This is a genomic window from Mucilaginibacter sp. A3364 (assembly GCF_059690715.1).
Window position 1 is genome coordinate 2,148,469 of the sequence record NZ_JCAWED010000001.1, and the last position, 15,681, is coordinate 2,164,149.

General features: G+C 45.1%; 6 protein-coding genes. 3 read left to right on the forward strand and 3 right to left on the reverse strand.

The genetic code is table 11. The annotated features are described in order from the left end of the window. Positions 1–12: 12 nt before the first annotated feature. Entirely contained in the window at positions 13–3,096 is a 3,084-nt protein-coding gene (locus AC59JT_RS09605) for a SusC/RagA family TonB-linked outer membrane protein (RefSeq protein WP_497398166.1), read from the reverse strand. Between the two features lie 519 nt (positions 3,097–3,615). Here AC59JT_RS09605 and AC59JT_RS09610 point away from each other — a divergent pair. Beyond that, positions 3,616–7,782, forward strand: coding sequence for a hybrid sensor histidine kinase/response regulator transcription factor (locus AC59JT_RS09610; RefSeq protein ID WP_497398168.1), 4,167 nt, complete (start codon positions 3,616–3,618; stop codon positions 7,780–7,782). 11 nt (positions 7,783–7,793) lie between these two features. Here the strand turns inward: AC59JT_RS09610 and AC59JT_RS09615 are convergent, their stop codons facing one another. After that, positions 7,794–8,273: a hypothetical protein gene (locus tag AC59JT_RS09615; protein ID WP_497398170.1), complete on the reverse strand. Its 480-nt coding sequence runs from the start codon at positions 8,271–8,273 to the stop codon at positions 7,794–7,796. Between the two features lie 275 nt (positions 8,274–8,548). Here AC59JT_RS09615 and AC59JT_RS09620 point away from each other — a divergent pair, with 275 nt between their 5' ends. Further along, a complete protein-coding gene (locus AC59JT_RS09620) occupies positions 8,549–10,897 on the forward strand; it encodes a GH92 family glycosyl hydrolase (RefSeq protein WP_497398172.1) in 2,349 nt (782 codons plus the stop codon). A 3-nt stretch (positions 10,898–10,900) separates the two neighbouring features. Then, entirely contained in the window at positions 10,901–14,080 is a 3,180-nt protein-coding gene (locus tag AC59JT_RS09625) for a GH92 family glycosyl hydrolase (protein WP_497398174.1), read from the forward strand. Positions 14,081–14,243: 163 nt separating this feature from the next. On the opposite strand, the gene AC59JT_RS09630 is transcribed toward AC59JT_RS09625, so the two are convergent. After that, complete coding sequence (locus AC59JT_RS09630; RefSeq protein ID WP_497398176.1) at positions 14,244–15,605, reverse strand: chloride channel protein; 1,362 nt, start codon at positions 15,603–15,605, stop codon at positions 14,244–14,246. Positions 15,606–15,681: the final 76 nt, after the last annotated feature.

Genomic DNA, 15,681 nt, shown 5'->3' on the forward strand with positions numbered 1-15,681 from the left:
TTTATATAGCTGTTATCTGAAAGTGCATTTTAAGCCCAGGTTATAGGTTTTAAGCATTGGGTATTGTGCGCCTTTGCCATCACCCAGCTCTACGTCCCATAATTTAAAGCTGCTTAGCGTCCATAGGTTATAGCCAATAAAATAGATGCTCATGTTTGACATACCGGCATGTGATAACCATTTAGAACCTTTAAAATCATAGCTTAACTGTGCAGTTTGCAAGCGCATAAAAGCACCATTTTTAACCCACCAGGTACTGTTGGCATAGTTCATATTATCATTACCGTAAGTAAGGCGCGGATAAAACGGACGAGGATTGGTTGTGCCCGGTGTCCAGTGATCGGTAATTTGCGCTAACAGGTTACCGCGCTCGCCACCCTGGCTAAATGGTTGGAAACCATCACCATTTAATGATATATCAACACTGCTTATCCCCTTAAACCAGCCTGATAAGGTAAAGCCTTTATAGCTGATAGTAGGGCCAAAACCGTATACAATGTGCGGCATGCTGCCGTAACCAATAGGGCCCTGGTCATAAGTATCAATTTTACCGTCGCCGTTTAAGTCTTTGTACTTAATATCGCCGGCTTTGTTGGTACCTGTTTGGTAGGCGCTGTTGGCCACATCGGCATCAGATGTAAATAAACCCAGGTCGGTATAACCAAAACGCTGGCCCACCGGTCGGCCAATACGCTGCTGCCAAGGATAAGGCCATGGCGCGTTAGCATCATTTATATTGATGGCATTATTGTAGGTGAAGTTACCTTTGAATACCAGGAACCAATCGCTGCCCAAACGTGTATTTACGTTAAGTGATGCATCGATACCACGGTTGTGGATCTCGCCAAGGTTGGCGTTAGGTAGTGATAGCAAACCTACGTTGTTAGGCACATCGCCACGCTGGCGATAAATACCGGTACGATTTTCCTGGAACGCGTCAACCGTTAACGTAACATCGTTATTTAAAAAGCCCAGCTCCAAACCTAAGTTTTGCTTTTTAGCTTTTTCCCAGGTTACATTTACGGCATAAAGGCCAATATCCAAACCGGTGATGCTTTGGTTGGTAGCACCCTGGCCGTAAGTATAACTGCCATTACCGCCCCCTACTGTGCTTATGTAACCAAAACGCTGGCCGCCAATATTGCTATTGCCGGCTACACCGTACGAGTATCTCAATTTAAATAAGGATACTGTGCTTTTTAATGGTTTGAAGAACTGCTCCTCCGAGATCACCCAACCACCGCTAAATGAAGGGAAGAAACCAAAACGATGATTTGGTGCAAAGGTTTCAGAACCGTTATAACCAAAGTTGGCTTCAAACAAATACCGGTTATCATAAGCATAAGTAGCACGACCGGCCAGGCCCATGTAACGGTATGGTATAGAAGCGATGAAATCGCCCGCGAAAGCATCCTCTTTATCCGACTGGTTATACAGTACCATACCGGTAACGCTATGCTTGCCAAAGTTATTTCTGTAGTTGATAGCCGCCTCGGTATAAAACTGCCTGGTACCGCCGTTTGCACGGTTGTAACCCAGGAAGCTGGTACCAATCGAGGTTTTATCCAATATCAGTTTACCATTAGCATCCCTACCGCTGGCCAAATAACCGTCAACCGTTTTTGTACGGTTTATGGTGTGGGTGTTCAGGTTATCAAAAGAGAACATCGCGGTAGCTGATAAACCTTTCAATATCGAACCCAGATCCTGCGTTACGCGGATGTTGCTCCATAACTGACTTCTAAACTCGTTTACGTAACCACTTTGGGTAAGCAGGTTGTAAGGGTTTAAAATATCGCCGGTACGTATCTGCGCGTTCAACCCGTTTGAGTATACCGGTGGGATCAATATCGGCGGAAGTATGTATGCCGAATTCCAGATGGAAGCGGTTGAGCTACCCGGATAGTTACCATTGCTTATCCAGCCCGAGGCGCCAAAATCAACTTTTGTACTTTTGGTTACATTTAAAGTAAGGTTTGATGTAAAGTTGTAACGGGTATATTTAATGGCCGAGTTATAATTGGCTAAACCATCGGTTTTAAACAAGCCGTTCTCATCATAATACCCCATTGACAGGTAATACTGCGCATTCTCCGAACCTCCGTTAGCGTTTACACGCGCACGGCGGTTTTGACCGAATTTATTGAACAAAATATCAAACCAGTTTACATTAGGATATAGGTCGGGATCAACCTGGCTGGCTGTCTTTTGGATCCTATCCGCAGTGTATTTCGGGTTCGGATCGTTAGGGTTACTGTTTTTGTAGGCTTCGTTGGCAATGTTCATATAAGTAACACCATCAGCAAACTGAGGTATTTTAGTAAACTGGGTGATACCCTGGTCATACTGGGCATTGATCAACGGTTTACCTATTTTACCTTTTTTGGTTTCGATGATGATAACGCCATTCGCGCCACGCACACCGTAAACCGCCGTTGCCGACGCATCTTTCAGGATACTGAATGAAGCGATATCCTCGGGGTCAACGTTAGCGAAATCACGCTCTACCCCATCAACTAATATTAATGGTTTACTGTTGGTAAAGGTTGATATACCACGAACATAGATCTCGGCACCATCATAACCGGGCTCACCGCTACGCTGAACACCAATAATACCTGCCACGCGGCCTGCTATCAAGTTGGTCAGGTTAGCAACGGGTTGTTTTAACTCTTCGGCTTTTACGGTGCTGATAGCAGCAGTGGTACTGATCTTTTTCTGCTGACCATAACCTACGATAACCACATCATTAAGCGATGTATTGGCTTCTTTTAAAGTTACGTTTACCACTTTATCGCCGCTTACTTCAATTTCCTGGGTAATGAAACCTATGAATGAAAAGACAAGCGTACCGCTGGTATTTGGCAATTTTATAGAGTAATTACCATCCCCGTTAGCCAGGGTTGCAACATCGCTGCCTTTAAGCTTTACGGTAACGCCCGGCACAGGCTGGCCTTTTTCGTCAACAACTTTACCGGTAACGGTTATTGGTGGCTGCGCTATTGTAGTTTTATGTAGTATTGATATGGAGGTGGCCGCGCTGGTTTGAAGCAACGCCACCGCTATAAGCAGGATCGTAAGTTTTGTAATCCGCAAAAATTTTAATGGGATACCACGATCCCTTTTGCATGGGGATGCAATTGAAAATTTATACATTTGATTAAGGTTAGTAATAATTGGTTGTATGAATAATCGGTTATTGACCTTTAAAGCCGAAAGGAACTAGTCCGGGAGCACTCTCACCTGCTCCTGGTCTTTTTTTGGCTAAAGCATCATAAGGTTAAGTAGCTGTTAGTCCATCACAATCCCCTCCCTCCCTGCAATTTCAAAATGTGTTTATTCATGCGTATTGGTATTGGTTTATAACTAAATACGTTGCACCTCATCATAACCGTGACGGCAATGACGGAACAGCGTTTATAAATGGTTGACACAAATAACCTCCATAAGCGCGCACACATGTTTGCACTTTTATCCATATTTATTGCACTTTAGTGTATATCTGTATAAACGTGCTTTTAATTGGCTATAAAGGATAATTTTGTAGCATAAACCAGTGGCTTGCTGATCTTATTGCCTGATGGATGGCTGGCCGTGAAACCAAAACACCTATAAATGAGTTCAGTTGAACACATACCTTATGCCTGCGCGTTTCGGAAGAAACGTTTTTTATACTATGCACTTTTGTGCAGCCTTTTATTGATCGGTTACCAGGCCTCGGCACAACCTTTCGCTTATCAATTCAATCATATTACTGTAGATGAAGGTTTATCGCATACCGATGCTAACTGCATTATACAGGACGCCAAGGGATATATATGGATAGGCACTTTGTTTGGCATAAACCGGCTTGACGGGTATAATGTTAAACGCTATTATAATAGTAATGAGCCCCTGCAAAACGCCTATAAAAACCGTGTTAAATATTTGCTGCCGGATAATAATGGCCTGATATGGGTAAGTACCGAAGGGGGCTTACAACAGTTCGATTCAAAAACAGAAAAATATACCGAGTTCCCCGTAGAGGGTGTAAACAACCAGCCCACTTTCGTTAAACTTATAAAAGCCGAAACCAACCTTATCTACAACCTTTCCGACGGCTACCTTAGTTTATATGAAATAAAGGATAAGCGACTGGTACAACGACCATTAACCATTCCCGGCAACATCAAATTTGAGGATATGCGGCAGGACGATAAAGGAAACATCCTTCTGGCAAGCAGTACCGGCGTATTCCTGTTAGATAAAAACAGAACGTTCAGGCGCTTGCAGATCAAAGGTCTACCTGATGGAGGGGCTTCACACATCCACATCAATCGCCGACGGCAGCTTTTAATAAGCCGCAATAACAGGCTATACGCTATTAAACAAAGCGGCAAGGATGTTTATGAGGTAAGCCATACTTACACCAATCCCGATGGTATGAATATGGTACAGATAGGCGAAGAAAATAACGGCCATTACTGGATCAATGGCGGCACAGGCCTTATCAACCTTGATGATAACCTGCAGCCATTACAAGTGGTGACCAACCAAACACCGGGCGTTGGCCTGCGCACCCGTTCAATTACCGATCTGTTTATCGATCGTTCGCAATGTTTATGGGTAAGCGCTTACGGTGGCGGTGTTAGCTATCGCGATCTGAACGAGAAAAAATTCCTCACCTTCCAACATCGTGATGCGGATGCAAACTCCATAAGTGCCAGTAATGTGCGCTGTATTTTAGAGCAGCCCGGTAAAGGCTTGTGGATAGGTACCGAAAATGGCCTTAATTTTTATAACTACCAATCTAAACGCAACACGGTTTATAATCGAAACACGGCAATCGCCATCAACAGCAATAACATTTTATCGCTGGCGCTGGATGATAAGGGTAATGTGTGGGTGGGTTCGGCTGATGGCATCAATATCATCAGTGCCAACCGTGAAACCCTGATGAGGCCGGCTGGGTATAACAATTTCCCAAAATACTCTATAGAAACAATCGCCCGGGATATTTTTGGCAATATGTGGTTTGGCAATCACGTAAACAGGTATGGTGTGATCTGGACGGATAAGCAAAACACCAAACAGGTAAGATATTATGGCGAGGGTTATTTTATTTTACCCGACGAAAAAAAGCCCGAACTTTTTGTATCCAGCACACATGGGTTAACAAGATTGTTTGTGAACAAAGCCGGGCAAATACTTAAAAGCTACCATTACAGGGCCAACAAGGGCAAAGGCTTAAGTTCAGATTACACCTATCCCATCGGAAAGCAAAACGACAGCGTTTACTGGGTTGGTACCATTGGCGGCGGTTTAAATAAGCTGACTTTAAAAAGCCACAACACCTATACAGTTAAATACTACACTGCAAAAATGGGTGTATTTAATGATGTGGAAGCTTTGGAGATTGACAACTCCGGTCGCATTTGGATGGGCGGTAACGGCCTGTTATGCTTAGATCCCAAGACTAACCAACTAACACGGTACGATAAAAATGACGGCTTACAGGGCAATAGCTTTAAAGTAGGCGCCTCGTACAAAGCTACTGATGGTAAGCTTTACTTTGGGGGCACAAACGGTTTGAATTATTTCGATCCGGCTGTCATCAACTTTTCAAACCAAAAGGTACACCCTATTTTAACCGATCTGCTCATTAATAACAAAAGGCCGCACTATGATCAACCCGATTCGGGCGAAAACTGCCTGCCGCAGATCATCACCTACACTAAAAACCTTGAGCTTGATTACCAGCAAAATAACTTCATGCTATCGTTTAGTGCCATGCATTTTGGCAACCCCATGAAATGCCGTTATCGTTATAAATTGGTTGGTTATGATACCGATTGGAAATATACTAATGGCAGCAATCCGGGCGCTTTTTATAGCAACCTGGATTATGACGACTACCAATTTATAGTAGAAGCGACAAACCCTGACGGCGTTTGGACTAACGAACAAGCTACCGTAGCTATAACCGTAACCCCGCCATGGTGGAAATCTACATTCGCCAAATTAGTTTATTTCTTATTAGCCGTGGGCGGATTAGCATGGATCTATATTTACCAGGCACGCTGGTACCAACTTAAACGCGAGCTGGCTGTACGCGCGGTGAACGAAACCAAACGCGAAGAAATGCATCAGCAAAAAGAAATACTTTACCAGCAGCAACTACAATTCTTCACCAATATATCGCATGAGTTACGTACACCGCTCACCCTAATTTTAGGTCCGCTGGAAACGTTGTTGAATAATCACACAGACCGCTCGTTAACCGGTTCCTTCCAGTTAATGTTCCGCAATATAAAACGACTGGTGAACCTCATCAACGAGTTGATGAACTTCAAAAAAACGGCTGATGGCGCTATCAAACTTCAGGTTCGTAAACTCAATATCCTTGATTTTTCCAAGGGGCTTTTCCGCGAGTTTGAGCAATTGGCGCTTAGTAAAAATATCAGCTTCCAGTTTGATCATGATGAACTGCCCGGCGGGCACCAGGAGCCTTCTAACTTTTTCGACGCGCAGGTACTGGAAAAAATATTGTTCAACCTATTAAGCAATGCCCTTAAGTATACTGATAACGGCGGCACTGTTACCTTCCGGATATTTTTTGATAAAGATGATTTTCAACCATCGTTCAACGCCGGCTTCCAGTTGATCAACGACCAGTATCGTGCCGGCAAGTATGTTTACTTCCTGGTAGCGGATACCGGCATCGGCATATCCCGCGAATCGATAGGTAATATATTCGACAGGTATTATCAAATTGGCACCAATCACCTTGGCTCGGGCGTTGGCCTGGCATTGGTTAAATCGCTTGCTATCCTACACAAAGGCGATATTTCGGTTTACAGCGAGCGTAACGAAGGCACACAGTTCCTGGTTGCCTTGCCTTGGGGCGCAGAAAATTATAGTGGCGAGGAATACGCGGGGACGGATGAGCATATTTCATCGCGCCTGGAACGTACGGATGTTTTACCCCTGTCGCCAATGCCGGGTAACACTGCAAATGAAAATCCGCTAACCGAAAAACTGGACAAACATATTTTGCTGGTAGATGACAATGCCGAGCTTCGCGCTTTTCTGAAACAAGCACTGGAGAAATTCTATTTTATAGTTGAGGCCGGGGATGGTGAAGAAGCCATTAAAATGGCAACCGAGCGTTCGCCCGACCTTATCATCAGCGACGTGATGATGCCCGGCATGAGCGGAATTGAGCTTTGCCAAATGATCAAAGATAAATTTGAAACTAGCCATATACCTTTCATTATCCTATCTGCCAAAGACGCGCTGGAGACCAAAATAGAGGGTATGACATCGGGGGCCGATTTTTACTTCGCCAAACCTTTCAGTATCGATCTGCTGCTGCTAACCGTACATAATCTTTTCCAGCAAAGCCAAAAACTTAAATTAAAGTACACGCGCGATTACCTGACATCGGCCACAGAACTGGTACATACCGAAAAAGACAAGGAATTTATTGATAAACTATTAAACCTAATAGAAAGCAATATTGAAGACCCCAACCTGGATGTTGATTTTCTGTGCGATCATCTTTATATCAGCCGCAGTAAACTTTATCAAAAAATTAAAAGTATCTCAGATCAGTCTATCGGCGATTTTATTAAAACTATCCGTTTAAAGAAAGCCATCCAACTGATGACACATGAAGTGATACCTTTTAATGAAGTGGCTTACCGCAGCGGATTTCAAAGCCAGGGTTATTTTTCGCGGGTATTCAGGAAAGAGTTTGGCAAATCGCCTTCAGAATATATGCGGGATTTAAAAAGTGACTAAGCCAGCGCAGCCTATTTAAACATACGTGTAAAAAACATGCCCAAGAAAAATGCGACTGCAATCAGTATCCAGTAAACATATTGCAACAGGCGGGTTTTACTAATTTGCTGCTCGGCATTATCCAGGTCGGTTTTCAGCGCCAGCTTCTCGTTCTGTAAGCGCATATTCTGTTGCTGAAGTTTGGCAAGTGTGCCCCCTACCTGCATGGGCTTTTGCTGTTCCAACTGGAAACGTTTGGTAAAGCCACCTTCCTTTAAAAACTTTTCACCTTTTGGTTTCAAAATAAGTTTGTCGGGCAGCTCAAAGTTGTCTGGCTTACCTGCCTCGGCAACCAGGCCCTCGCGAGACAGCGCCTGTACCATGGCAAAGGCAGTCGCCTCATCGCCATCAAACAACTGCATTAACTGATTACGCGTAAGGCTATCCGGAACACCAAAAGCTTCCAGCACTGTGTCGAGCATTTCGCATTCATACTCATTCAAATCCGTCATGCCCGCAAATTTCCGACAAATTTTATAGCTGCCAAAGAAAAATTTAGGTTATATGCCATTATTATCGCTTACACATTTAACACTCGTTTTATCGTGTCTTTATTTGTGCTTGATAAAAAACCTAATTTCAAAAGAATAACATTCGTTAGCGGCCTGTTATTAAAGCAATTAATCTATATGTACAAACATTACAACTTAGTTTAAAATAAATTTCCGATATTGGCGCTGTAATTTGATATTACCAATATAAACACATCTGCTAAAAACTAAACTTCATGCGTAAATTTCAGCCAAAAGTTACCCAACTGCTGGTATTGTTGTTGATGCTGGCAATTCCCGGAATGCTATCGGCACAACAAAAAAAGCAACCGGTTGATTATGCCGACCCTATGGTTGGTACATCCGAATCGCGCTGGATGTTGAATCCCGGTGCTTCAATGCCTTTTGGCATGGTGCAACTAAGTCCGGATAACCAGGGCACCGATTGGAAAGCGGGCTATGAGTATACACTAGAGAGTATTTCAGGTTTCAGCCATATTCATGCCTGGACAATGGCCGGACTGTCGGTAATGCCAACAACCGGCATGCTAAACCCGGCAATACATGCCCCCGATGCACCAAGTACTACGGGCGAAACCGCGGGTCATCGGTCGCGCATTAACAAACAAACCGAGAAGGCTAGTCCCGGCTATTATGCCGCCGACCTGATCAACTATAACATCAAAGCCGAAATAACCAGCACTACCCGTGGGGGATTTTTTAAATTAACTTTCCCCGAAAGTAAAGACGCGCACGTGATGTTTAACCTGCTCTTCCCGGCCGAATATCCTTTTTCGGTATTGGACGCTAAAGTTACCCGCGTTAGCGATACCGAGATTGAAGGTTACTCTAAACAACAAAGCGGTAACTGGATGAAGCTGGGCGGATGGAACGACTATACCGTGCATTTTGTGGCACGTTTCAATAAGCCTTTCAAAAACTTCGGTGGCTGGAAGGGAAAAGTCATCAGCAAAAACATAACTACTATTGAGGGTAAGGATGATATAGGTGGCTACGTTGATTTTGACACCAAAGAGGGTGAAGTGATCATGCTGCAAACAGCTATATCATATGTAAGTATTGAGCAGGCCCGCTTAAACCTGAATACGGAACTAAGTCCGTTTAAGTGGAACTTTGAAGCGGCTCGAAAAAACGCCCGCGATACCTGGAACAACCTCCTGGGCAAAATTACTGTTGAAGGCGGTACCGAAGTGAACAAGAAAAAATTCTACACCAACATGTACCGCGCGTTTAGCGCCCGCAGCATTTTGAGCGACGTAAACGGTAAATATGTTGACGTATGCGAAAACGTGCAACAACTGGCGGATCCAAACTCACCAGTATTCGGTTGCGATGCCTTTTGGAACACCTTCTGGAACCTGAACCAGGTATGGACACTGGTAACACCGGACATTGCTAACAAATGGGTTAAATCGCAGTTAGAAATGTACAAAACCGGCGGCTGGTTAGCACGCGGACCGGCTGGTATGGAATACTCGGGCATTATGGAAGCATCGCACGAGATCTCGCTTATCACCAGCGCTTACCAAAAAGGTATCCGCAATTTTGATGTTAAGCAGGCGTACGAGGCTATGATCCATCAGCAAACTACCAATGGCATTAAGCACCCTTGCAGCGGCTTGGCGGGCAATTATGATTTGGATACTTATATGAAGCTGGGTTACATCCCGCAAACCGGTCGTACTTCTAACACGCTTGAATTTGCTTATGACGACTGGTGTGTATCGCAAATGGCCAAAAGCCTGGGTAAAACTGATGATTATAACGCTTTCACTAAACGCGCCAATAACTTCCAGAATATATTCGATCCGGAAACAAAATACATGCGCCCCAAATCAAAAGATGGCAAGTGGCTGGAGAAATTCGACCCGCTAAGCCCGGGCGGGTATACCGAGGGTAATGCCTGGCAATACACTTTCTTTGTGCCGCACGACGTAAATAAAATTGTTAGCTTAATGGGTGCCGATGAGTTTAATAAACGCCTGGAGTTTGGTTTCAACCAATCGTCAAAACTTAGCTTTAATGCCATTGGCGACCGTATGGAAGACGTTTATATTAACCACGGTAACCAGCCTAATATGCAGGCGGCTTACCTGTTTAATTATTCGGGCAAGCCTTGGTTAACACAACACTGGGCGCGCGAGATCATGAACAAGTTTTATGGCGATAACCCTTACAACGGCTGGCCCGGCGACGAGGACGAGGGCCAGATGGGTGGCTGGTTCACCATGAGCGCCATGGGCCTGTTTGAGGTTGATGGCGGCGCGGCGGCTAAGCCTATTTATGAAATTGGCAGTCCGCTTTTCCCAAAAGCTACCATACATTTGGATAACAAATATTACAAAGGCAAAACCTTCACCATCGAAGCTAAAAATGTATCAAACATCAACCGGTACATACAATCAGCTACGCTGGATGGCAAGCCGCTTAACAAACCATGGTTTTACCACTCCGAATTGGTTGACGGCGGCAGCCTGAAACTAATAATGGGGCCAAAACCAAATAAAAACTGGGGCAGCAAACCGGCTGATGCCCCACCCTCGATGTCTACCGTTAAATTATAAATAATGAAAAGAACGTTTTTAACGCTGTGCATCATCAGTGCACTTACTACAACAACCTTCGCGCAAACGGGCCAAAAAACTATCTGGGCCGTGGGTCAGCAAAATAATTCGAGCGACGAGTTCGCGTTGGCACCCGATCAGTTCAGGAAGTTTATTGAGCATGATTTTGGCTATGAGGATAGATTTTTCCTGGTGGGAGCTTCTAAAGAAAAACAGAATTTCCCTTACGTGCTACCCGGTCCAGTTGATACCTGGGGCGGCACCTGGGGTACAGCCGGTTGGCGTACCAACCATATTAATATATTGTTTGATGTAAAAAGCCAGGCAGCCAGCAAAGGCTATAAACTGGTTATCCATTTAGCCAATTACGCCAAAAAGTTTTTGCCATACGTAAAAGTAAGCATCAACGGACAGGATCAATATTTTCAGCTAAGTGCCGATGGGTATGATGTTAACAAACAACCTCACCCCCGCCTTAATGAGGCTACGGTTGACTCAGTAGCTTTAAAAGGCGATAAAACATCGGCTACCCCTAAAACAATTGAGATACCGGTTAACGCCAATGTTATTAAGCAAGGCGGCAACAGGGTGCATATTACGGTACTACAAGGTTCGTGGATAACGTTTGATGATGTAAAACTGCTTGGCCCGGCAAATACAGTATTGCAAAAATCTGGTCAGTTTTATGTTGATGATGTTACACCTGCAAAGTATGAACTACAGGAAGGAACAAAACGTTCGCAGCCATTACTGATCAACACCCGCCATTTAAATGGCACACCAAGGCTGAGCGTAACGCTAGATGGCACTAAAATATTTGAAGAGCGACTGGAAAAAGGCTCTTACGAATTTGAAGCCCCAATGCCCGCTGTCGCGACTGCAAAGCAGAGCCGCTACCAGGTTTTGTCTGATGGTAAGGTGGTTTATGCAGGTACTATAAAACGTTCGCCGCAGAAGCTACAAACTCTGGCCAACTATGTGGATACCCGCATGGGTACTGCCCACTCCCGCTGGATGATAGCGCCTGGCCCATGGATGCCGTTTAGCATGGTAAAAATGAGTCCGGATAATCAAAACGCCGGCTGGCAGGCTGGCTACGAACCGTCTTTTGAAACCGTGGGCACCTTTAGTCATATCCACGAGTGGACAATGGGAGGTTTAGGCATTATGGCCACCAACGGCCATTTAAAAACCAATGTGGGTGATGAATTGAAACCCGGTTCAGGTTACCGCTCGCGGATTGATAAACGCAGCGAGGAAGCCCCTATTGGCGAATATAAAGTTAAGCTGACTGACTATAACATTAAAGCAGAAGTAACCGCCACTACACGTTGCGGATTTGAACGCTTTACCTTCCCTAAAGACAGGGACAGTTCGCGCGTACTGGTTGACCTGCACATCCCTACCGAATACAATTACGTGCTGAAAGAGATCAACGTAACCAAAGTAAGCAACAAACGCATTGAAGGTTACGCGCACCAATTCTCAAAAGGCGTGTGGAGCACCCAAGCAGATCAGGATTACAAACTTTACTTTGTAATTGAGGTTGACCAGCCTATAAAAGCTATTGGCGGTTGGGCAGATGGCAAGACTTTGACCGGTAACACTTACAACGTAAAAGATATTAAAGACGCCGGTGTTTGGTTGCACTTTGATACTAAAACCAATCCGGTGGTACAGATCCGTTCGGGCATATCTGTGGTGAGTTTGGCAAATGCCGAGCTAAACCTAAAAACTGAGATCACAGACAAATTTGGCTGGAGTTACGATGCGATCAAGCAAAACCAGTTAAACGTTTGGAACGATATTTTCAACCGCGTAAAGATAACCTCGACCAACCGTTTAGAAAAACAACGCTTTTACAATGCCATGTACCGCTCGGTTGCCAGCCGCAACACCTGGAGCGACGTTAACGGCCAATGGCGCGGAACGGACGACAAGGTAAACCAATTTAAAGACAAGGACGACGTGGCCTTGGGCTGCGACGCTTTTTGGAATACCTTCTGGAACCTTAACCAGTTTTGGAATCTGGTAACCCCCGAGTGGAGCAAGCGCTGGGTTAACTCGCAGCTGGCTATGTACGATGCCAATGGCTGGCTGGCCAAAGGCCCGGCGGGCATGAACTACATCCCCGTAATGGTAGCCGAGCATGAGACGCCGCTTTTGGTTTCGGCTCATCAAATGGGCATTACCGGTTTTGATGCCAATAAAGCATTGGAGGCCGCGGTAAAAATGCAAACCACTCCGGCCCAAAAACTCTTCAAAGGATTTGTGGGTAATGACGATTTGGTGGCCTACGAAAAATACCATTACGTACCATCGGACAAGGGACGTTTTTCAAACTCAATGGAATATTCTTTTGATGACTGGACGGTCGCCCAACTAGCCAAATCATTGGGTAAAACTGATATATATAACAAATTTAACGACCGCGGGTACTGGTGGAAGAACGTTATTGACACCGCCGGCTACTCGCATATGAAACTGAGCAGCGGCGAGTGGGTTAAAGATTTTGATCCGTTCAAGAGCGGGGCCAATCACCACTACGTGGAAGGCAATGCCTGGCAACTAACTTTCTTTACCCCGCAGGACGTGCCCGCACTGGTTAAACTGGTGGGTAAACAAAAGTTCATTGATCGCCTTGAATGGGGCTTTAAGCAGAGCGACCCGTGGCGCTATAATGGTATGAACGACCAATACTGGAACTACCCGGTGGTACAGGGTAACCAGCAATCCATGCACTTCGCGTTTTTGTTTAACTGGGCGGGTAAACCTTGGTCAACGCAAAAATGGAGCCGAAGCATCATGGAACGTTATTACGGTTATGGCGTGGCCGATGCCTATTTGGGCGACGAGGATCAGGGACAGATGAGTGCCTGGCTGGTAATGGTGGCTATGGGCCTTTTCCAAACCGATGGTGGCACCGCTGCTAACCCTGTTTATGAAATAGGCAGCCCGCTTTACCAGAAAATCGAGATCGACCTGGGCCAGCGTTATGGCCGCGGTAAAAAGTTTTTGATCGAGGCTAAGGGCGCATCTCGCGAGAATATGTACGTGCAGAAGGCCACCCTTAATGGTAAGGCATTAAACTCGTTCAAATTCCCGGCTTCTGAACTGCTGAAAGGCGGCTCGTTAATTTTGGAAATGGGCGCAAAGCCAAACGAGAATTGGGGCATACAATAACCCTTATTACACCCATGCAATTGAGGCGCAGTGTAGCGCCGTATGCGTAGCGCGCTACACTGCTACACCTGGTGTAGCGCGCTACAGCACTCATTACCAAATACATAAAAAATGGCGCTATTTTTTGTAGCGCCATTTTTTGTACCAGTATTTTTGATCGGATCTAGTCCTTCGCGGCCACTTTTTCCTTCGTATCATCTTCTGCTAGGTCACGGATGTATTGATCTTTCAGGTGGTCGTAAAACGAATGCTTATCAATCAAAATAGATACCAGGCTTGATACCATGCCCGCCAGTATCAGGTAAAATATTACGTTGTGGCGGTCGGTCATCTCCAGCACCAAAATAGCTGACGTAAATGGCGAGCGCGTTACGCCAGTTAGCAAGCCTACCATGCCCGATAGTACAAGCAAATTAGCATTACTGTCTGACAAACTGAACCAGCCTGCAACCATCGAACCTATACTTGCACCCGCTGTTAGCGCCGGTGCAAATATACCGCCCGCGGCACCTGTTGTAAACGATAACATCGGGCCAATAATTCGTAATATCGGCATGTACCAAACGCCATATTTATTGGAGGTGAACAGGGCCGTTTCCATGATATTTTTGCCCGAACCCATGGTGTTTTTATCTACAAAATACGCTAATGACGCTAAAGCGAAAGCACAGCCTAAGATGTATACCACGTTTTTCCAGGTAAGTTTTAGTTTAGCTTTGCGGCGCATAATAATCAGTATAATTTTGGCCATCGCGCTTCCCAGCAAACCCGCTATCAGTGCAACCAAAATAACGCCGCCAACTATAAACGGCGACATGGCACCTATTTTAGGATATCCCAAATACAGGTATGGCCCCAATATACCCTGCGCGGTTAAACCTGCTATGATAACCGACGAAAATATAGCTGTTTTGAAGTAACTAAAATGCGTTTTGGTCAATTCCTCTATAGCAAACACAATACCGCCTAAGGGCGTATTAAAAGCCGCTGCAAGGCCCGCTGCCGCGCCAGTAATGATCATGTTGGTTTTGGCTACTTTTGGCCACCACTCGGGCAAATAACTGTTTACTTTACGAAAAACCGAGGCCGCTATCTGTATGGTAGGCCCTTCCCGGCCAATTACACCTCCACCCATAGCCATTACCAGGCTCGATAATATTTTTACTACGATGATACGCAGGCTTAGCAGTTTTGCAACCACGCCGTCATTGCGTGGGTTGGTTATTTCTAAAGCAGCAATTACCTGTGGTATACCGCTGCCCCGGGCGTACGGCGCAAACTTTTGCACCATCCACCACGATATAATAAAACAGGTTGGCGTTACAATGAATATCATCCAGGCATGGTGCTCAAACACCATAGCGGTAACTTCTTCGGCCATTAAAAACAAACGGGCATAAATCACCGCTATCAGGCCGGTTATTACTGATGCCACCCAGAATGGGATAGCCTGCAGCATGTTCTTTTTCAAATCATGATCGCTAACGCGATCATACACGGTTTTAAATTGACGGCGTGCCCTCACAGCGGGCCGTTTAAATAGTATGGGTATTTGCATAGGAAGTACAAAAGTAAACACTTAGCTTATTAAAACTATTTTT